The organism is Streptomyces sp. NPDC058373 (assembly GCF_042723275.1).
GTDB lineage: Bacteria > Actinomycetota > Actinomycetes > Streptomycetales > Streptomycetaceae > Streptomyces.
The window spans coordinates 17,827-36,247 of sequence record NZ_JBHXJE010000028.1 but is presented as its reverse complement, the minus strand read 5'-3'; the positions used below and the strand labels follow the sequence as shown (position 1 = coordinate 36,247).

The following is an 18,421-nucleotide window of genomic DNA, read 5'->3' as shown; positions in this document are numbered from 1 at the left end:
CCTCGTGTGAAAAGTGGGTGGGGGAGGGGGTGGAGCCAAGGGGGACGTGCGGGGTGTCCACCCGCGCGGCCCCCGGCGGTCCGGGGTCAGGACGCCCGGGGTCAGGAGGTCTGCGCGCGGCCCCGGTCATAGGCGGCCAGCGCCGCGCAGGCGCGGTCGGCGATCTCCTCGGGGGTGCCCGACACGTCCACGGCGACCCCGGCCTCGTCCTCCTGGAGCGGCTGGAGCGTCGCGAACTGCGAGTCGAGCAGCGCCGTCGGCATGAAGTGGCCCTTGCGATCGGCCATCCGCTCCTCGATCAGCGACCGGTCCCCGGTGAGGTGGACGAAGACCACGCCCGGCCCGGAGGCGCGCAGCCGGTCCCGGTAGGAGCGCTTGAGGGCCGAGCTGCTGACGACCCCGCCGAGCCCGGTGCGCCGATGGGCCCAGGCGCCGATGGCGTCCAGCCACGGCCAGCGGTCGTCGTCGTCCAGCGGCGTACCGGCCGACATCTTGGCGATGTTCGCCGGGGGGTGGAAGTCGTCGCCCTCGGCGTAGGGGACGCCGAGCCGTTCGGCGAGCAGGGGGCCGATCGTGGTCTTGCCGGTTCCTGCGACGCCCATGACCACGACGACGTGGGGGGTGTTCATTGCTGCCTCGCTCGCTGTCTTCGTCGACATCGTTCGCCTGTCGAGCCCCGGATCGAGCCCCGGAGAGTCACGACACTGAAACCCATTAGATACGACTAATTCAAGAGGCTGTGACATAAAAGTCTGACTTTTTGTTCTCGCTGGGAGCCTCGTAGGCTGATCGACATGACCACACAGGGCGGGGGACTCCACGCGCGGGTGCTGGACCGGCTCGGCCCCGCGATCACCGAGGGCCAGTACCCGGCGGGCAGCGTGCTACGCACCGACGAGCTGGCCCAGCGGTACGAGGTCTCCCGCTCGGTCATGCGCGAGGCGGTCCGGGTCCTGGAGTCGATGCACCTCGTCGCCTCCCGGCGCCGCGTCGGCGTCACCGTCCTCCGGGCCGAGGAGTGGAACGTCTACGACCCGCAGGTCATCCGCTGGCGGCTGGCCGGTGCCGACCGCCCACGCCAGCTCCGCTCGCTGACCGTGCTCCGCTCCGCCGTCGAGCCGGTCGCCGCCGGGCTCGCCGCACGCCACGCCACCTCCGCGCAGTGCGCCGAGCTGACCGAGAACGCCCTCGGCATGGTCGCCCACTCCAGCGGCCACCAGCTGGAGGGGTACCTGCGCCACGACATCGCCTTCCACCGCGTCGTGCTGCGCGCCTCGGCCAACGAGATGTTCGCCCGCCTCGGCGACGTGGTCGCCGAGGTCCTCTCGGGCCGCACCCACCACCAGGTGATGTTCCCGGACCCGGACCCGGCCGCCGTCACCCTCCACGTCCGCCTCGCCGAGGCCGTCCGCGAGCGCGACGCCGACCGCGCGGAGGCGCTCACCCGGGAGATCACCGTCGGCGCCCTCCAGGAACTCGACATCCTGGACCCGCCTCCGGCCCCGGCGGAACGCTGAGGCCGGCCACCCCGCCCGCCCGCCCGCCGGCGGCTCAGTCCCGGACGTCCCCGTCCACGTAGAGCCACGCCCCGGTCCCGTCCGCCCGCGTGAAGCGGCTGTGCTCGGCCATCACCCCGGACTCGCCCCCGGCCAGGTAATGGGCGCGGAAGGTCACCGTGCCCGCCGTGTGGAACGCGCTCCCCTGCGAGGTCCTGGTGATCTCCAGCCCCGTCCACCGCATGCCGTCGTCCAGGTCCAGCGCCGCGGGCCGGGTCCGCGGGTGCCAGGTGCGCAGCAGGTAGGCCGCGTCGCGGACCACGAAGGCCGCGTACCGCGAGCGCATCAACTGCTCGGCAGTCGCCGCCTCGGCGTTCCCCGCGTGGAACGTGCCGCAGCACTCGCCGTACGGCCGACCGGTGCCACAGGGGCACGGATCGGTCCCGCGTACGGAGGGAGCGGGGCGGCGGGTGGCGGCGGAGCGGCTGCGGGCGGCGCGACGGGACATGGCCCCATTCTCCACGGCCCCCTACTCCGGTCGGCGCAGACCGCCGGGCCGCCCGCCGCACCCGGTGATCTCATCGCGGGTACGGGCCCCTCAGTGAAGGACGCCGCCGTGACCGACGAAGCTCCCCCGGGTGCGCCGGGTGCACGAACCCGCCGAGCCCTCCGACGGGACCCGCGTCCTCGTGGACCGGCTGTGGCCCCGGGGCGTCTCCAAGGAGCGCGCCGCCGTCGACGTCTGGCTGAAGGAGATCACCCCCTCGACCGAGCTGCGCGACTGGTACCACCAGGATCCGTCCGACCGGTACGACGGCTTCACCGAGCGGTACCGGACGGAACTGGGCGACCCGGCCCACACGGCGGCGGCCGGCGAACTCCTCGACCTCATGGGGCAGGGCACCGTGACGCTGATCACGGCCGTCAAGGAGGTCGACCACAGCCACGTACCGGTCCTGGCCGACCACCTCCGGTACCTGCGGAGCCAGCGGGAGAGGGGGTGAACGGGGCGGCGGAAGCGGCTCGCCGCGCCCGCCCCGGAACAGCAAAAAACCCCAGCTCAGCTGGGGTTTTTCTCTGGTGTCCGAGGGGGGACTTGAACCCCCACGCCCGATAAAGGGCACTAGCACCTCAAGCTAGCGCGTCTGCCATTCCGCCACCCGGACAAGGTGTCTGCCGTCCGCCGGGGCTTCCCTGCGGCGACGTGGAAAACCATAGCAAACATCTGGGGGCCCTCGATCACCCCCGGCTCCCGGGCCCCCCTGGCGCGGGAGTGCCCGGGAACGGGGTCAGTGTGTGACGGGCGTATGTCGCCCGGGACCCGGTCTTGGGCGCGGGGCGCGGCCGGGGTGAGGATGAGAGGACCCAACACGGCGACAAGCCAAGGAGCAGCGTGAGCGAGTCGAACACGGACCACGGGACCGGGAACCTTCGCGGCGAGGACGAGGTGGTCGACCTCTGCCGCGACCTCATCCGGATCGACACCAGCAACTACGGCGACCACTCCGGTCCCGGCGAGCGCCTGGCCGCCGAGTACGTGGCGGAGAAGCTCGCCGAGGTCGGCCTGGAACCGGAGATCTTCGAGTCCCACCCGGGCCGCGCCTCCACCGTGGTCCGGATCGAGGGCGAGGACCGGTCCCGCCCCGGCCTGCTCATCCACGGCCACACCGACGTGGTCCCCGCAAACGCCGCGGACTGGACCCACGACCCCTTCTCCGGGGAGATCGCCGACGGCTGCGTCTGGGGCCGCGGCGCCGTCGACATGAAGGACATGGACGCGATGACCCTCGCGGTCGTCCGCGACCGGGTGCGCTCCGGCCGCAAGCCCCCGCGCGACCTCGTCCTCGCCTTCCTCGCCGACGAGGAGGCGGGCGGCACCTGGGGCGCCCGGCACCTGGTCGACAACCACCCCGGCCTCTTCGAGGGCGTCACCGAGGCGATCGGCGAGGTCGGCGGCTTCTCCTTCACCGTCAACGAGAAGCTCCGCCTCTACCTGGTGGAGACCGCCCAGAAGGGCATGCACTGGATGAAGCTGACCGTGGACGGCACCGCCGGACACGGCTCGATGATCCACCGCGACAACGCCATCACCGAACTCTCCGAGGCCGTCGGCCGTCTCGGCCGGTACGAATTCCCCATCCGCGTCACCAAGACCCTCCGGCACTTCCTCGACGAGCTCTCCGACGCGCTCGGCACCGAACTCGACCCGGAGGACATGGACGAGACGCTGGCCAAGCTCGGCGGCATCGCCAAGCTCATCGGCGCCTCCCTGAAGAACACCGCCAACCCCACCCAGCTCGGCGCCGGGTACAAGGTCAACGTCATCCCCGGCCAGGCCACCGCCCACGTCGACGGCCGCTTCCTGCCCGGGCACGAGGAGGAGTTCCTCGCCGACCTCGACCGCATCCTCGGCCCGCGGGTCCGCCGCGAGGACGTGCACGCCGACAAGGCCCTGGAGACCACTTTCGACGGCGCCCTGGTCGACGCCATGCAGACGGCGCTCTCCGCCGAGGACCCCATCGCCCGCGCCGTGCCGTACATGCTCTCGGCCGGCACCGACGCCAAGTCCTTCGACGACCTCGGTATCCGCTGCTTCGGTTTCGCCCCGCTCCAGCTCCCGCCGGAGCTGGACTTCGCCGGGATGTTCCACGGCGTGGACGAGCGGGTTCCGGTCGACGGACTGAAGTTCGGTGTCCGGGTGCTCGACCGGTTCCTCGACGCCTCCTGAAGCCCTTTCGGGTGAGCTTGGGCCCGGCCGGAGCCTGAGCCGGTTGCCGCAGCCGGGGCGCGGGCAGTCTCACCGGCGCCGCACCCCGGCTGACGAGCCTCTTCCTTAATCGGCCGTGCGTACGCACGCGACTGGGAAGAGTGAACGTCCGTTGCCCCGCGTACCCCCTCCTTGGGTCCTTCGTTACACGTGGTGCGGTCCGCGGCTGGGATCGCATTGCCAACAAGGAGGAATCATGATCAAGAAGGTCGTCGCCGCTGCGGCAGCCACGGGTGGCCTCGTTCTCGCCGGTGCGGGCATGGCCGTCGCCGACGCCGGTGCCCAGGGCGCCGCTGTCGGTTCCCCCGGCGTTCTGTCCGGCAACGTGGTCCAGGTTCCGGTCCACGTCCCGGTCAACGTCTGTGGCAACACCGTCTCCGTGATCGGTCTGCTGAACCCCGCCTTCGGCAACACCTGCGTCAACGCCTGACGTTGCGCCTCGCCCCGCCTCACGTGGGGCTGAAGTCCGCCGGCCTCGGAGCGCGCGCCATGCGCTCCGGGGCCGTCGGCATCTACGGGCGCCACCCACTCGGGTGGCGCACACTCCGGAAGGTCAAAGGCAGGGAACAACCTATGCGACAGGTCATGCGCAAGGGCCTGATCACGGTGGCCGCGGCCACCGGCGTCATCGCCGTCACCGGCGGTTACGCACAAGCCGACGCGGGCGCGGGGAGCGCCGCCACCAACTCGCCGGGCGTGCTCTCCGGCAACTCCGTCTCCGTCCCGGTCCACGTACCGGTCAACGCCTGCGGCAACAGCGTCGACGTGGTGGGTCTCCTCAACCCCGCTTTCGGCAACAACTGCGCCAACGGCGCAGGGAGCCAGGCAGGCGCCGAGGAGCGCGCCGTCCAGCCCGCGTCGGACGGCTCCACCCGGGCCGCCGACGCCGGTGACTCCCCCTCGGGGGCCACCGCCGAGGGCGTCGCCGCCGGATCGCCGGGCATCCTCTCCGGCAACGTGGTCCAGGCGCCCGTCGACGTGCCGGTCAACGTCTGCGGCAACACCGTCTCCGTGGTCGGGCTGCTGAATCCCGCCTTCGGCAACAACTGCGCCAACGCGGCGCCGGAGAAGCCGCAGGAGCCCCCGGTCACGCCGGAGGAGCCGCAGGAGCCCGAGGAGCCGCCGGTCACGCCGGAGGAGCCGGAGGAGCCGCCGGTCACCCCGGAGAAGCCGCAGGAGCCCCCGGTCACGCCGGACGAGCCGGAGGAGCTGGCCGAGACCGGCAGCTCCGCGCCGCTGGGTCTCGGCGGCGCCGCTGCCGCCGGGATGCTGCTCGGTGGGGCGGTCCTCTACCGCAAGTCCCGCCAGGCCGCCTGACCCGGTCCGGGTAACCACCCGGCCGGTGCCAGGACGGCACGGCACACGACGGAGGGCGGCGACCGCGTGTCGCCGCCCTTCGGCGTGCCCGGGCTCACCCGCGGCTCACCAGGTGGCCCGCAACTGGCGGATGATCCGCCGCCGCAGCCGCACCCGGCGGCTGCCGTCCGGAAGCAGCACCAGCCGGTCCAGCTCCCAGTGGCCGTACTCCGCGTGGTCGGTGAGCAGGCGGGTCGTATCGGTGCGAGTGATCCCTCGGGGGACATACACGTCAGTGAATTCGTATTCCGGCATCGCATCTATTGTGCGGGAGCGGCCCCGGTACGGATAGCGTCAGCACCATGTCTGATGCTGAGCAGCCCACGGCTGCCGAGGTACGGGCCGCCGCCGAGGCGGTCAAGACCGCGCTCGACCGCCACCTGGCCGCGGTGGAGCGCAGGACCGGTGAGGACGATCCGGCTGTCCACGCCGCCTTCAACGACCTGGCCGCAGCCGCCGAGGAATACGACGAACTGCTCTACGAGCGTTACGACGAGGTCACCCCCTTCGACATCCCCGATGCCGAGGAGGCCCTGCCGCCGTACGCCGGGCCCGACGAACCCAGCGCGCTGAGCGTCCTCATCCGCCGCGACTACGCGGTCGCCGAACCCCGGCGGCTGCTCTCCCAGGCGCAGCGCATCGCCGACCAGGACCGGGGCGGGGCCGCCGCGCCGCCCGGCTCCGGCGGGGGCGCGCAGGGCGTGGTCGGCGACAGCGTGCACGCCGCCCTCGGCATCCTGTTCGGCGAGTACGAGGCGGACGAGGTCGCCTCCCGCCACAAGGAGTTCGGGCTGGAGGAGGGCGACTCCACCCTGTGGGTGGTGGCCGCCGAGGAACCCGCCGAACCGGGGGAGTGGCTCGACGCTCCCTTCGAGGACGCCGACCCGGAGCTGGTGGTCTGCCGCTTCGACATGAGCGCCGTCTTCGACGACGACCCGGACGACGCCGACGAGCCGGACGACCGCGAACTCGACGACGTCATGGACATCGACGAGGACGCCGCCGAGGGGCTGGGCGGGTACCAGGAGTACCGCGGGCGCATCTGACGCGCCCGGTGCGGGGGAGGGCCGGGCCCTCGGGGTCCGGCCCTCTGCCCGGTCCGGCCTTCCGGCCGGACCGACGGCCGCGGGGGTGATCGACAAGGGCGGTACGCGCCGTGTCGACCAACGGTGCCTGGCGGGTCCGACGCGCAGGCCCCGACGAGGCCGGCGAGCTCGAAGGGCTCCAGGAGCGGTCCGGGTGAGGACGCGCGGGCTCAGGCGGGCGCCGGAAGCTGGGGCCTGAGCAGCAGCGGGAGGCGGGTCGTGCGGGGTTTGGCCGGGCGTTCCGCCACGGCCGACGCCAGGGCCGGGCCCACCCCCTGCACCACCGACAGGTGGCGTTCGGCGCGGCCGAAGGCCGTGTAGACCCAGTCGCGGGCCAGGCTCGCCCCCGCGTCACCCGGGACGACCACGACGGCGGCCGGGGCGCGCAGGGCCACCGCCTGGTGGGCGGTGACCGCCCAGCCGTGGCGCAGCGTGCCCGCCACCCGGTCGCGGGCGACCAGGACCTCGCCGCCCGCACAGCGCAGCCGCAGCCCTTCCTGCTCGGCGCCGGCCACCTGGCCCAGCTCGGTGCGGCCCGGCGCCGGGCTGTACGCCACCCGGTCGCCCGGGTCGAAACCGGCGAACCGCCCGGGCCCGGGGTTGCACTTCTCCTTCAGGGCGGCGTTCAGCACCCTCGTGCCGGCCGCCCCGCCGTGGCCCGGGGTGACGACCAAGGTCTCCCCGGGAGGCACCTGGAAGGCGCGCGGCACGGACTCGGTGACCAGTTGCACCGTGCGGTGCACCGCCTCGGCCGGGTCGCGCACCGGGACGATCGCCACCTCGTGGCCCGGGGCGTCCACCGCCACCAGCTCGCCCGCGCCGACGCCCGACACCAGCTCGCCCACCGGGCCGGGGTCGGGGGTGCGGGAGACGACGACCGGGCAGGCGCGGGCTGCCAGCAGGTCGCCGAAGACCCGGCCCGGCCCGGCCGATCCCAGGACGCCGGGGTCGCCGCTGAGCACCAGCCGCGCCCCGTCGGGCAGCGCCTCGATCAGCACGGCGGCGCTCTCCACGTCGAGTTGCGGCGCGTCGAGGACGACCAGCAGGTCCAGGGCGAGGGAACCCTCGGCGTCCCGCCCGGGGCCCTCGGCGCCGGAGAGCAGCCCCGCGACGGTGGCCGACCCCGCGCCCCCGCCCTCGGCACCCGAGAGCGCCGCCGCGAGGCGGGCCCGGCTGTCCGGCCCGTGCGCGGCGCCCCACGCCCGCAGCCCCAGGGAGGCGGCGGCGGTGAGCAGCGCGGCCGGTTCCGAGCGGGCCGCCTCGCCGCCGGAATGGAGCACAAGGCCGTGTCCCGCGGCGGCCCGGATCAGCTCGGCCGCCGAGCCCCGCCCCTCGCCCCCGGCGCTCTGCCAGGCCTCGGGCCCGGGGCCGGCCGCCGGAGCCGTGTTCACCAGCCCGGCCAGTCCGTCGGCGAGGCTCTCCTCGGCCAGGGCGTACCGCTCCAGGCCGATCAGCACCCGCACTGGGGTCTCGGCCTGCTCCTCGGCGTCGTCCGCGCCGGACTCGGCCGCCGGAGCCGCCGGGGCGGCGGGTGCGGCCGAGTCCAGGGGGTCCTGGAAGACGAGGACGTCCCCCTCGGCCACCGCGTCCCGCAGGGTTCCCTCCGGGTCCGGGACCGCGCGCTGGGCCAGCGCCGCGCGCAGGGCGTCGGCCTCCAGCGCGGTGTGCCCGGCGAGGGCGGCCTGTTCGAGGAGCCAGCCCGTGACGGCGCGGCCGCGCCGCGCGTCGTCCGGCCTGGCCTCGGCGCCCAGCAGCGCGCGGGCGAAGCCGTCGGCCTGCTCGGGGCGGACCGCTCGGGCGTGCAGGAGCTGCCACGGGTCCTCGCGGAGCAGCTCGGCCGCGCCGTCCCCGAGTGCCTCGGCGACGGCGGGGGCGAGGGCGGCCGGGGCGCCGCCGTCGGCGAGCACCGCCGCGATCTCGTCCACGGCCCGGTCGGAGGGGCCTGCCGGGGCGGTGGGGGCGGCGGGTGCGGGCGAGGGTCGTACCGGTTCCGGTGCGGGCCTGCGCGGTGCGGCCGGGGCCGTCTCGGGGACGTAGGCGGTCGGGGCGGCCCCGCCCTCCACCGCCTTCACGGCGGCCAGCAGGTCGGCGGCGACGCCCTGGAGCTTGCCGCCCGCTGTGACCGGCGCCTCCCGCCCGGCCTTGCGCTCCTCGATACGCCGCCGCAGCTCGCGCTGGGCCGCCAGCTCGGCCTCCGCCTCGGAGAGGACGGGCGCGCCGCCTTCGTCCTGCCCGGCGCCGCCGGAGGCCTCGGTCCCGTCCTGTCCGTCACGGGAGGCGTCGGACCGGGCAGCCTGCCCGTCGGCGCCGGAGGTCCCGGACTCGGCCTGCTCCTCGGCACCGGGAGCCGGAACGGCGGCGTCCTCGCCCGAGGGCGCCCCCTCGGCCCCGGACTCGGGGCCCTGCGGGGCGGTCCCGGGGCCGGGGGCCGCCGCCTGGGGGGCGGGCGCGTCCTCGGGGGTGGGCGCGGCGGCGGGGTCCGTACTCACAGCGTGCTCCAGTCTGGTCGGGATAGTCTGGCGATGGAACGGAGAGGACACACCCACCATGAAGCGCATCCTTGGCGTTGTACGCCTGTCTCAACTGACTGACGAGAGTACGTCCCCGCTCCGACAGAAGGAGACAATCCAGCATTGGGCCGACGCTCCCCACGTAGAGGGAGAGGTCATCGGCTGGGCTGTGGACCTTGATGTCTCCGGGGGTCTCTCTCCGTTCAAGAGGCCGGAACTGGGTCCCTGGCTCACAGAACGAGCCGACGAGTTCGACACCATCGCTTTCATGAAGATTGACCGTATTAGCAGGCGGTCAGCTCACTTCTCCGAACTCATCGAATGGTGCCAGACCAACGGCAAGACCATGCATTCGGTGCAAGAGGGATTCGACCTCGACAACGCCTACGGCAAAATGCTGGCTCAGATGATTGCTGTGTTCGCTGAGGGGGAGCTAGACGTAATCAAAGCCAGGATCAAGGACGGAGTGGCTACCCGACTGGCACAAAGGGTCTGGATTGGCGGACGCCCCTCTATGGGGTACACGCTGGAGAAGGCTTCTGACGGAGTTGGTAAGCGGTGTGTGCAAGACAAGGACTACGCCCCGAACGTCCGGAGGATCTTTGATCTCCTGATGCAGGATTGGACCCCGTTCCGGATTGCGGCACAACTCACTGAAGACAAGGTTCTCACCTGGGTTGACCGTCAAAGGGAGACAGCGGGGAACAAGGTACGCAATGCCGCATGGCGGGCGGATAGCGTGATCTCTGCATTGTCTAATCCTCGGGTGGCAGGGATCTACACCTATCAAGGGGAGATCGTGGAGGACGAGAATGGGACTCCTGTGCTCATCACGGATGAACCGATTCTCAGCTACCACGAGTGGGAGAAGGCCGTAATAAAGCTAGGTGAGCTTGCCGGTGCTACGCCTGCCAAGAAGTCCCAAAGCATGCTGGCTGGGGTGGGCTCTTGCTCCGTGTGCGGCCGAAGCCTGGCTGCTGTATACGGCACTGGAAAGCTGGCTTCCGGGGAAGTGAAGAAATACCCCCGGTACCGTTGCTCAACGTACAGCGTGCCCGGTGGCAAGTGTCCGCAGAAGCTTTTGGTTGACCGGCCTACGCTGGAATCCCTCATCAACACGATGTTCCTGGGGACAGTGGGAAGCCTTGAGATCCACGAGAAGGTTTCCGGTCCGACCAACGACTACGAGTCAGAGCTAAAGGCCGTCACCGCTCGCTTGTCCAAGCTGGAAGGGGATTTCATCAAGGGCAAGTATGACGGTGACGAGAAGGAAGCTTCCTACTGGCGAATGCAGGAGTCTTTGACTTCTCGCATTACGGTTCTCCGTAAGAAGGCTAAGGAGCAGCAGAACAAGACTCCTGGCTTCCGGCCTACTGGTCAGACATTCGCTAAGGTTTGGAAGCAAAAGGATGACGACCAGAAGCGGACGTTCATGCAGAAGCATGGAGTCTCGGTAAAGGTACTGAACCGGAAGACCAACGATGACCCGGTTACCGTGGTGCTGGATTTGGGAGACATCATCGGCATGGCTCGGTCAGCCGGTCTTCAGTTGCCTACCGGGGTTAAGGACAAGTGGGTTGTTCTCAACCTAGCGCCTGGAGAGGTTGAAGGGTTCGTGTCGGATCTTAAGAGCGGAACGTGGTGGACAGGGGAACTGCCGCGTTTCGTAACGGCTAGGGAGCTTGCGGAGGTAGCAGCAGAGGAATGGGTGGATAGGCACCGGGACGACTACTAGTCACCATAGCGGTTCGGCCCTCGACTGTCGCATGGACCCCTTTAGCCCGTCGAGTAATCCGATTACCACTGACAGTGCCTTGGATCACCTGCATTCCAAGTCGGTTCCTGGTGACGGTATCCGTAAGTGGAAGCTTGATCAGCTCGATGAGCAGGAGAAGAAGAACTATGCCAAGCGTGCCGCTAAGGCGAAGGTTGACCGTGAGGACGGAGTGACCAAGCAGCAGCGTGTGGAGCGTGAGCGGAACGCTGCACAGGTGGCACACATGCAGGCCGTGCTTGATGACGGGCGTCTTCCTAATGTCTGAGCCGGAAGAGATAGTGAGGATCTACCAGAACAGGCAGCGGGGATTGCCTGACGATTACGGACGCCCGCCGGACGATGATGATGGCGGAGTGGTTGGGTCTCTTGGTATTGGTGGATTGGACCCGACAGGGGGTTGGTCTCCTATCGACCTATCCATTGAGCTGGACAAGAACACTCCGATTAGGTGGTTGTAAACGAGAGAGAGGTCCCCGCCGAGGGGTCCTCTCCTCACCATCTGATTGGTTCTCCCGTGCCCCCGGCACAAGCAGGGCAAGGTTCCTTCTCTGTCCGCTTGCAGGACTTGCAGCCTCCGAACCCACAGCATTCGTTACACCAAATGGTTCGGTGCCCTGTGCAGATGCCGCAGTAGGTATCACTACTGGGCTGGGGTGTGTTGGTGGTTCCTGAGTTCCCTACTCGTCTCGATTGCCTTGTTGCGGTCGCCACGGGCCAATGCCTCCTTGCGTTCCCTGGCAAGGGCCAAGCACACCTTGCAGCCGTTTACCGGAGTTCCCTCCAATAGCCATGTATCGATGGGGAGTTCCACTGGTGCTTCCGGATAGGTAGGAGGTTTGGTCATGTGGTCCCTGCCTCGTCGTGCTGCTGCCTCACAGAGGGCACATGGTCGGCCTGTTCGCTGGGACGTAGGAACCTCGCCCAAACCCCACTTGGGGACGTCCCGACAGGGGTAGAACGTCCCTACGGAGCGACTGGGAGGGAGCGACACCACGGCTGGCAACGAGCGGCTACGGGCAACGCTGGTAGCAGGGGGCTGGACACATGCAAAGCTGGCTGAGGCAACAGGAGTTGACCCCAAGAGCGTCGAGAGGTGGGTGAACCTGGGGAGGATTCCCGGAAGGGCTACCGCGATCACGGCGGCTGAGGCTCTGGGGGAGGACGTTCACGCACTGTGGCCAGCGTTGAGGCAGCCCCGTACAGCACGGGCGGTGAGCCCTGAGCTAGTGGCCCTGTACGAGCAGCGGGCAGATATTCCGGTGTCCATCTTTGTTGACCTTTTGTCGTCGGCACAAGAGCAGGTAGACGTATTGGTCTATGCAGCTGTGTTCCTGCATGAGGCGTATCCCCGGCTCAATGAACTACTGAGGGAGAAGGCAGAGGCAGGCTGCCGGGTCCGCATCTGTCTGGGCGACGCCAACTCTCCCAATGTGCAACTCCGGGGTCAGGAAGAGAAGTTCGGGCACGGCATTGAGACACGATGCCGTCTGGCGCTGCTCCATTACCGGGCCTTGGTCGGAGTCCCAAGAGTGGAGATCCGGACCCACGGAACCACCCTCTACAACTCGGTCTATCGAGTGGATGATCAAGCCTTGATCAATGCTCATGTCTGGGGTGTGAACGCTTACGGTGCGCCGGTGTGGCACTTGAGGCGCGCTGAGGGCGGGTCCATGTTCGACACCTACGCCAAGTCGTTTGATGCCGTCTGGTCGACGGCCCAGGAGGTAACCCCCGATGGCACGAACTGAGTTCTACGACGACCCTTCGGCCCCAGAGCCCAACAGCATGGTTGTAGCGGCATCTGCCGTAGTCACCGACAATAGGGGCCGCATCCTTCTTCAGAAGCGGTCAGACAGCGGCCTGTGGGCTCTGCCGGGTGGCGGTATGGAAATGACCGACTCCCTTCCCGGTGCAGCCGTCCGAGAGGTCAAGGAAGAGACTGGCCTAGATGTAGAAGTGACTGGACTTGTCGGCACGTACACCGACCCCCTACACGTCATCGCGTACAGCGACGGGGAAGTGCGGCGACAGTTCAACGTGTGCTTTCGAGCCCGACTCGTCGGCGGAACCTTGGCTATCTCAGACGAATCCCTGGAACTTCGGTGGGTGGCCCCTGGCGACCTGGATGACCTGCCCATCCACCACACCCAGCGGCTCAGGTTGCAGCATGCGACCGAGGAGCGAGGTACCCCCCACCTGGGGTGACTTGGCTCTAGCTGGTCTGACAGCCCCAGTACCGGTAGCCTGTCTCCGTTACGCCAGACGAAACATCGTCGGGATAGCGGTGCACGGGCGCCGACACGTCGTCGAGCGCCTGGCAGATCTCGTCCGGAAGCGTAAGGGCTTCCGCCGACAACGCCGCGGCCAGCTGCTCGGCCGTGCGCGGCCCGATGACGGGGGCGCAGACGCCGGGCCGGTCCCGGACCCAGGCCAGCGCCACCTGGAGCGGGGTGGCGGCCAGGCCGTCGGCGGCGGTGGTGAGGGCGTCGACCACGCGGTCGCCCGCGTCGTCCAGGTAGGGGGCGACGAACCCGGCCAGATGCTCGGAGGCGCCGCGCGAGCCCGGCGGGCCCGGGGGAGCGGAGTGGCGGTACTTGCCGGTCAGGACGCCCCGGCCGAGCGGCGAGGAGGGCAGCAGGCCCACGCCCAGGTCGAGGGCGGCGGGCAGCACCTCGCGCTCCACGCCGCGCTGGAGCAGCGAGTACTCCATCTGCGTGCTGGCCAGTCGGGTGCGCCCGGCGGGCAGCGCCAGCTGCCAGGTGGCGGCCTTCGCGAGCTGCCAGCCGGAGAAGTTGGAGACGCCGGCGTACCGGGCCCGGCCGGTGGTGACGGCGATGTCGAGGGCCTGGAGGGTCTCCTCCAGCGGCGTCAGAGGGTCGAAGGCGTGCACCTGCCACAGGTCGACGTGGTCGGTGCCCAGCCGGTGCAGGGAGGCGTCCAGCGCGTCGAGCAGGTGGCCGCGGGAGCCGTCGAACCGCCGCTCCGGGTCGGGGACGCTGCCCGCCTTGGTGGCGATCACCAGGTCCTCGCGGGGAACCAGCCGCTCCACGATCCGCCCGAGGAGGTGCTCCGCCTCCCCGTCCGCGTACACGTCGGCGGTGTCGACCAGGGAGCCGCCGGCCTCCCAGAAGGTCTTCACCAGATCGGCGGCGTCATGCTCGTCGGTGCCCCGGCCCCAGGTCAGGGTGCCCAGGCCGATGCGGGACACGCGCAGGCCGGTGCGGCCCAGATGCCTCTGCTCCATGGTCGCCGAGAGTACTGGCCGCACCCCAGTTCGTGGTGGCCTGTGGACAACCACCGCCGCACGGCGCGCCGCGGCCCGCCACGTGACGGGAGCGACCCGCCCAGGCATACCGTCCGGACGGGTGAGAGCGCTAGAGTCCCCCGGAACGGGACGTTACCGATGGGTAAGGGGATTTGCGCATGCAGCTCGGCATCAACCTCGGCTACTGGGGCGCCGGTATGGACGCGGACAACCTGGCGGTCGCCAAGGAGGCCGACCGGCTGGGCTACTCGGTCTGCTGGGCCGCCGAGGCGTACGGCTCGGACGGCCCGACCGTCCTCTCCTGGGTCGCCGCACAGACCGAGCGGATCGACATCGGCTCCGCGATCATGCAGATCCCGGCGCGCCAGCCCACCATGACCGCCATGACCGCGGCCACCCTCGACTCGCTCTCCGGCGGCCGCTTCCGCCTGGGCCTCGGTGTCTCGGGCCCGCAGGTCTCCGAGGGCTGGTACGGCGTCAAGTTCGACAAGCCGCTGGCCCGCACCCGCGAGTACGTCGAGATCGTCCGCAAGGCGATGAGCCGCGAGCGGGTCTCCTTCGAGGGCGACCACTGGACCCTGCCGCTGCCCGGCGGCCCCGGCAAGCCGCTGAAGCTCACCGTCCACCCGGAGCGCGAGCGCATCCCGCTCTACATCGCGGCGATCGGCCCGAAGAACCTGGAGCAGACCGGCGAGATCGCCGACGGCGCCCTGCTGATCTTCCCCGCCGCCGAGCACCTGGAGGAGACGGCCGTCCGCCACCTGCGCGCGGGCCGCGAGAAGGCCGGGCTCACCATGGAGGGCTTCGACGTCGTCCCGACCGTCCCGATCGCCGTCGGCGAGGACGTCCACGGGCTCGCCGACTTCTTCCGCCCGTACACCGCCCTGTACGTCGGCGGCATGGGCAGCCGCAAGCAGAACTTCTACAACCAGCTCGCACAGCGCATGGGGTACGAGGAGGAGGCCGCCGAGATCCAGGACAAGTACCTCTCCGGCGACAAGGACGGCGCCGCCGCGGCCGTCCCGCACCAGCTCATCGACTCCACCACGCTGCTGGGCACCGTCGACCGCATCGCCGACCGGATGCAGGCGTACGCCGCCGCCGGTGTCACCACGCTGACGCTCTCCCCGGCCGGGTTCACCCTCGACGAGCGGATCGCCGCGCTCCGCGCCGGCACCGAGGCCCTGGAGCGCGCGGGCCTCGCCTGACCCGCCCCAGGACTCGGCGAGCACACGACGACGGCCCCCCTGCGCGCAGCAGGCGGGGCCGTCCGGGTCTGCGGCCGCGGTGGGGGCTCGGGGGTCTTCCCCGCCACGGCCGTCACCAGGACAACGCCCCAGCGCCGCCGGGGTTACGCCCCCCGGCGCACCGGACCGCCACCGGGCCCGTCGCCCGTTCGGCCCAGCCGCCCGGGCGGTGGCGTTGCCGGGCCCCGCGGCCGACCCTTGACTGGCCTTCTGCGGACGACTGTCCGGCGACGTACGGAGGTTTGCGGATGCTCTCGGCCCGGAGTCTCTTCCAGGAGATCCTCGACAACGACGACGCCTACCGGCTCTTCTGCTCCATCGCCGCCAGCGGCGAGGCGCAGGGCGGCTGGGAGAACGCCCGGATCGCCGCACTCGTCCCCGAGACACAGCGCGACCTCGCCCCCAAGATCGCCCGGCACGGCGCCGACGAGGACAAGCACGGCCGGATCTTCCGCGCGCTGCTGAAGAAGCGCGGCCTCGAACCCTGCGAGGTCCCCGAGGACACCGACTACACGATGCTCCTGGAACGCCATGGCATCGGCCTCGCCCACGCCCGGCTCCAGGCCGGCACCCCGCTCAGCGAGCAGGACATCATCACCTACCTCGCGCACAGCCGCGTCACCGAACAGCGCGCCTCCGAGCAGATGCGGATGCTGGTGCGGTACTTCGGCGACCACCCGGAGCTGGGCCGCGCGGTCCGCATGATCTCCGACGACGAGGACAACCACCTCGCCTACTGCCACGAGGAGTTGCTGAAACTGGCCCGCGCCGGACACGGCCGCGCCGTCCAGCGGGCCCTGCACACCTGCGTACGCGCCGAGCTCGCTGTCTACCGCGACGTCAGCCTCGCCGTGATGGCCCGGATGGGCGAGGTGCTGGGCTGGTCCCGGGCGCGGGGCGCGCTGCTCGCGGCGGGCATCCGCGCCGCCTACCTCTACGAGCGGGCCGCGGGCCGGCGGCGCATGGTCTCCCTCAGCCCGCCCGAGCGGCGCGACCCGCTCGGCGGACCGGCCACCACCGCGCCCGAGTTCGCCTGAGCGCGGGCGGGCGAGGGTGGTCAGAGCCAGCCGCGCCGTTTGAACTGGCGGTGCAGGGCGAAGGCGATGCCGACCATCACCAGGATCACCACCGGGTAGCTGCCCACCCAGTGCAGCTCCGGCATCGCGTCGAAGTTCATCCCGTAGATCCCGGCGATCATCGTCGGCACCGCCGCCATCGCCGCCCACGCGGAGATCTTCCGCATGTCGTCGTTCTGCCGGACGCCCATCTGCGCCAGGTGCGCCGAGAGGATGTCCGAGACCAGCCGGTCCAGGCTCTCCACCGACTCGTTGACCCGCAGCAGGTGGTCGCCGACGTCCCGGAAGAAGGGCTGGGCGGAGTCTCGGACGAACGGCACGCCGTGGCCGAACGGGCCGTTCCCGGCCAGCCGCCCCACCGGCGCCGCCAGGGGGCCCGTGGCCCGGCGGAACTCCACGATCTGACGCTTGAAGGTGTAGATCGACTCGGCGGTGTCGCGGTTGCCGGAGGAGTCGGGGGAGAAGACGTCCGTCTCCAGCTCCTCCAGGTCGGTCTGGAGCTCGGCCGCCACCTCCAGGTAGTGGTCCACGACGGCGTCGGCGATCGAGTACAGCACCGCTGTCGGTCCGTGGGTCAGCACCTCCGGCTCGTGCTCCAGGCGCTCGCGCACCTGCGCCAGCGGGGCCCCGTCGCCGTGCCGCACCGACACCACGAACCCCTCGCCGACGAAGACCATCACCTCGCCGAGCGAGACCCGGTCGCTTCTGGGCTCGTACACCACCGGCTTCAGCACCATGAAGAGCGAGTCCTCGTACACCTCCAGCTTCGGCCGCTGGTGCGCCTTGAGGGCGTCCTCCACCGCCAGCGGGTGGAGCCCGAACTCCTCACTGACCCGGCCGAACTCCTCCTCGCTCGGGTCCAGCACGCCCAGCCAGACGAAGGCGCCGTCCGAGGTACGGGCCTTCGCCAGCGCCTCGGTGAAGTCGCCGGTCCGCTCGCTGCGGCGGCCGGCTCGGTAGATGGCACAGTCCACGATCACCGGGTCAGTCTTCCCCGCGTCGGCCCGTCCTCACCTGCCACTTGCCGCGTCCGCAGGGGAGCTCCGGGCAGCGCTTACCCTGGCACGCATGCCCACCCTGATCCTCGTCCGGCACGGACGCTCCACCGCCAACACCGCGGGAATCCTCGCCGGACGCACCCCGGGGGTCCGCCTCGACGACCACGGCCGCGCCCAGGCCGAGGCGCTGCCCGCCCGGCTCGCCGCCGTACCGCTGGCCGCCGCCGTCAGCAGCCCGCTGGAGCGCTGCCGGGAGACCCTCGCTCCGCTGCTGGCCGCCCGCCCCGGCCTCGCGGTCCACGAGGAGCCCGGGGTCAACGAGTGCGACTACGGGGACTGGTCGGGCCGCAAACTCTCCGAACTCGGCGGCGAGCCCCTCATGGAGATCGTCCAGCAGCACCCGTCCGCCGCCGCCTTCCCCGGCGGCGAGTCGATGCGCCACATGCACCACCGTGCCGCCGAGGCGGTCCGCGACTGGAACGCCAGGATCGCCGCCGAGCACGGTGAGGACGCCGCGTACGTCCTGTGCACCCACGGCGACATCATCAAGTCCCTCGTCGCCGACGCCCTCGGCCTCCACCTCGACCTCTTCCAGCGCGTCTCGGTCGAACCCTGCTCGGTCACCGCGATCCGCTTCACCCGGCTGCGGCCCTTCCTGGTCCGCCTCGGAGACACCGGTGACCTGGACTCCCTCGCCCCCCGCCCGGCGCCCGCGGCCGACGCCGGACAAGCCACGGTCGGGGGCGGTACGGGCGCACCGTGATCGCCCGCAGCAGTAGGGTGAAACCGAGACGGTGACACCGGCCCGGACGCGTACCCAGACCCACGCGGCCCGAGCGGGCGT

General features: G+C 70.7%; 19 protein-coding genes and 1 tRNA gene. 13 read left to right on the top strand and 7 right to left on the bottom strand.

The window, feature by feature from the left end:
- Positions 1–101: 101 nt before the first annotated feature.
- Positions 102–629: a gluconokinase gene (locus ACFWMZ_RS17265; protein ID WP_383182203.1), complete on the bottom strand. Its 528-nt coding sequence runs from the start codon at positions 627–629 to the stop codon at positions 102–104.
- A gap of 165 nt (positions 630–794) precedes the next feature.
- Here ACFWMZ_RS17265 and ACFWMZ_RS17260 point away from each other — a divergent pair, with 165 nt between their 5' ends.
- Positions 795–1,517, top strand: coding sequence for a FadR/GntR family transcriptional regulator (locus ACFWMZ_RS17260; protein ID WP_383182202.1), 723 nt, complete (start codon positions 795–797; stop codon positions 1,515–1,517).
- A 34-nt stretch (positions 1,518–1,551) separates the two neighbouring features.
- Here the strand turns inward: ACFWMZ_RS17260 and ACFWMZ_RS17255 are convergent, their stop codons facing one another.
- The gene (locus ACFWMZ_RS17255; RefSeq protein WP_383182200.1) at positions 1,552–2,004 is read right to left on the bottom strand and encodes a YchJ family protein; all 453 of its coding nucleotides are present in this window, start codon (positions 2,002–2,004) and stop codon (positions 1,552–1,554) included.
- Between the two features lie 139 nt (positions 2,005–2,143).
- On the opposite strand from ACFWMZ_RS17255, the gene ACFWMZ_RS17250 reads away from it, so the two are divergent.
- A complete protein-coding gene (locus tag ACFWMZ_RS17250) occupies positions 2,144–2,500 on the top strand; it encodes a DUF488 domain-containing protein (RefSeq protein WP_383202400.1) in 357 nt (118 codons plus the stop codon).
- A gap of 74 nt (positions 2,501–2,574) precedes the next feature.
- Here the strand turns inward: ACFWMZ_RS17250 and ACFWMZ_RS17245 are convergent.
- Positions 2,575–2,662, bottom strand: a tRNA-Leu gene (locus tag ACFWMZ_RS17245).
- 227 nt (positions 2,663–2,889) lie between these two features.
- On the opposite strand from ACFWMZ_RS17245, the gene ACFWMZ_RS17240 reads away from it, so the two are divergent.
- The 3 genes from ACFWMZ_RS17240 to ACFWMZ_RS17230 all read left to right on the top strand — a co-directional run bounded on the left by ACFWMZ_RS17240 (position 2,890) and on the right by ACFWMZ_RS17230 (position 5,580).
- The gene (locus tag ACFWMZ_RS17240; protein WP_383182196.1) at positions 2,890–4,224 is read left to right on the top strand and encodes a M20/M25/M40 family metallo-hydrolase; all 1,335 of its coding nucleotides are present in this window, start codon (positions 2,890–2,892) and stop codon (positions 4,222–4,224) included.
- Between the two features lie 235 nt (positions 4,225–4,459).
- Positions 4,460–4,693 (top strand): chaplin ChpH, encoded by a 234-nt coding sequence (gene chpH / locus ACFWMZ_RS17235; RefSeq protein WP_030696532.1) that lies wholly within the window; start codon positions 4,460–4,462, stop codon positions 4,691–4,693.
- A 143-nt stretch (positions 4,694–4,836) separates the two neighbouring features.
- The gene (locus ACFWMZ_RS17230) at positions 4,837–5,580 is read left to right on the top strand and encodes a chaplin (RefSeq protein WP_383202396.1); all 744 of its coding nucleotides are present in this window, start codon (positions 4,837–4,839) and stop codon (positions 5,578–5,580) included.
- A 105-nt stretch (positions 5,581–5,685) separates the two neighbouring features.
- Here ACFWMZ_RS17230 and ACFWMZ_RS17225 read toward each other — a convergent pair whose 3' ends face one another.
- Positions 5,686–5,874, bottom strand: a complete 189-nt coding sequence (locus ACFWMZ_RS17225) for a DUF5703 family protein (protein WP_003947232.1) — start codon at positions 5,872–5,874, stop codon at positions 5,686–5,688.
- Positions 5,875–5,921: 47 nt separating this feature from the next.
- Here ACFWMZ_RS17225 and ACFWMZ_RS17220 point away from each other — a divergent pair, with 47 nt between their 5' ends.
- Positions 5,922–6,665: a hypothetical protein gene (locus tag ACFWMZ_RS17220; protein ID WP_383182191.1), complete on the top strand. Its 744-nt coding sequence runs from the start codon at positions 5,922–5,924 to the stop codon at positions 6,663–6,665.
- A gap of 209 nt (positions 6,666–6,874) precedes the next feature.
- On the opposite strand, the gene ACFWMZ_RS17215 is transcribed toward ACFWMZ_RS17220, so the two are convergent.
- Positions 6,875–9,193, bottom strand: a complete 2,319-nt coding sequence (locus ACFWMZ_RS17215) for a helix-hairpin-helix domain-containing protein (protein WP_383202392.1) — start codon at positions 9,191–9,193, stop codon at positions 6,875–6,877.
- A 58-nt stretch (positions 9,194–9,251) separates the two neighbouring features.
- Here ACFWMZ_RS17215 and ACFWMZ_RS17210 point away from each other — a divergent pair, with 58 nt between their 5' ends.
- The 4 genes from ACFWMZ_RS17210 to ACFWMZ_RS17195 all read left to right on the top strand — a co-directional run bounded on the left by ACFWMZ_RS17210 (position 9,252) and on the right by ACFWMZ_RS17195 (position 13,196).
- Positions 9,252–10,949: a recombinase family protein gene (locus ACFWMZ_RS17210; RefSeq protein WP_383202388.1), complete on the top strand. Its 1,698-nt coding sequence runs from the start codon at positions 9,252–9,254 to the stop codon at positions 10,947–10,949.
- Between the two features lie 31 nt (positions 10,950–10,980).
- A complete protein-coding gene (locus ACFWMZ_RS17205) occupies positions 10,981–11,256 on the top strand; it encodes a hypothetical protein (protein ID WP_383202385.1) in 276 nt (91 codons plus the stop codon).
- A gap of 757 nt (positions 11,257–12,013) precedes the next feature.
- Positions 12,014–12,739: a helix-turn-helix domain-containing protein gene (locus ACFWMZ_RS17200; protein WP_383202450.1), complete on the top strand. Its 726-nt coding sequence runs from the start codon at positions 12,014–12,016 to the stop codon at positions 12,737–12,739.
- Entirely contained in the window at positions 12,726–13,196 is a 471-nt protein-coding gene (locus tag ACFWMZ_RS17195; protein ID WP_383202382.1) for an NUDIX domain-containing protein, read from the top strand. The genes ACFWMZ_RS17200 and ACFWMZ_RS17195 overlap by 14 nt, the downstream gene beginning before the upstream one ends.
- A gap of 7 nt (positions 13,197–13,203) precedes the next feature.
- Here the strand turns inward: ACFWMZ_RS17195 and ACFWMZ_RS17190 are convergent, their stop codons facing one another.
- On the bottom strand, positions 13,204–14,235 hold the full coding sequence (locus ACFWMZ_RS17190) for an aldo/keto reductase (RefSeq protein ID WP_383202379.1): 1,032 nt from the start codon (positions 14,233–14,235) through the stop codon (positions 13,204–13,206).
- 179 nt (positions 14,236–14,414) lie between these two features.
- Between ACFWMZ_RS17190 and ACFWMZ_RS17185 the strand changes: the two genes are divergently transcribed.
- The gene (locus tag ACFWMZ_RS17185) at positions 14,415–15,464 is read left to right on the top strand and encodes an LLM class F420-dependent oxidoreductase (protein WP_383182185.1); all 1,050 of its coding nucleotides are present in this window, start codon (positions 14,415–14,417) and stop codon (positions 15,462–15,464) included.
- Between the two features lie 287 nt (positions 15,465–15,751).
- Positions 15,752–16,540, top strand: coding sequence for a ferritin-like domain-containing protein (locus tag ACFWMZ_RS17180; protein WP_383182183.1), 789 nt, complete (start codon positions 15,752–15,754; stop codon positions 16,538–16,540).
- 20 nt (positions 16,541–16,560) lie between these two features.
- Here the strand turns inward: ACFWMZ_RS17180 and ACFWMZ_RS17175 are convergent, their stop codons facing one another.
- Entirely contained in the window at positions 16,561–17,559 is a 999-nt protein-coding gene (locus ACFWMZ_RS17175; RefSeq protein WP_383182181.1) for a magnesium and cobalt transport protein CorA, read from the bottom strand.
- A gap of 88 nt (positions 17,560–17,647) precedes the next feature.
- Between ACFWMZ_RS17175 and ACFWMZ_RS17170 the strand changes: the two genes are divergently transcribed.
- Positions 17,648–18,340, top strand: coding sequence for an MSMEG_4193 family putative phosphomutase (locus ACFWMZ_RS17170; RefSeq protein ID WP_383182179.1), 693 nt, complete (start codon positions 17,648–17,650; stop codon positions 18,338–18,340).
- The last annotated feature ends 81 nt before the right edge of the window (positions 18,341–18,421 follow it).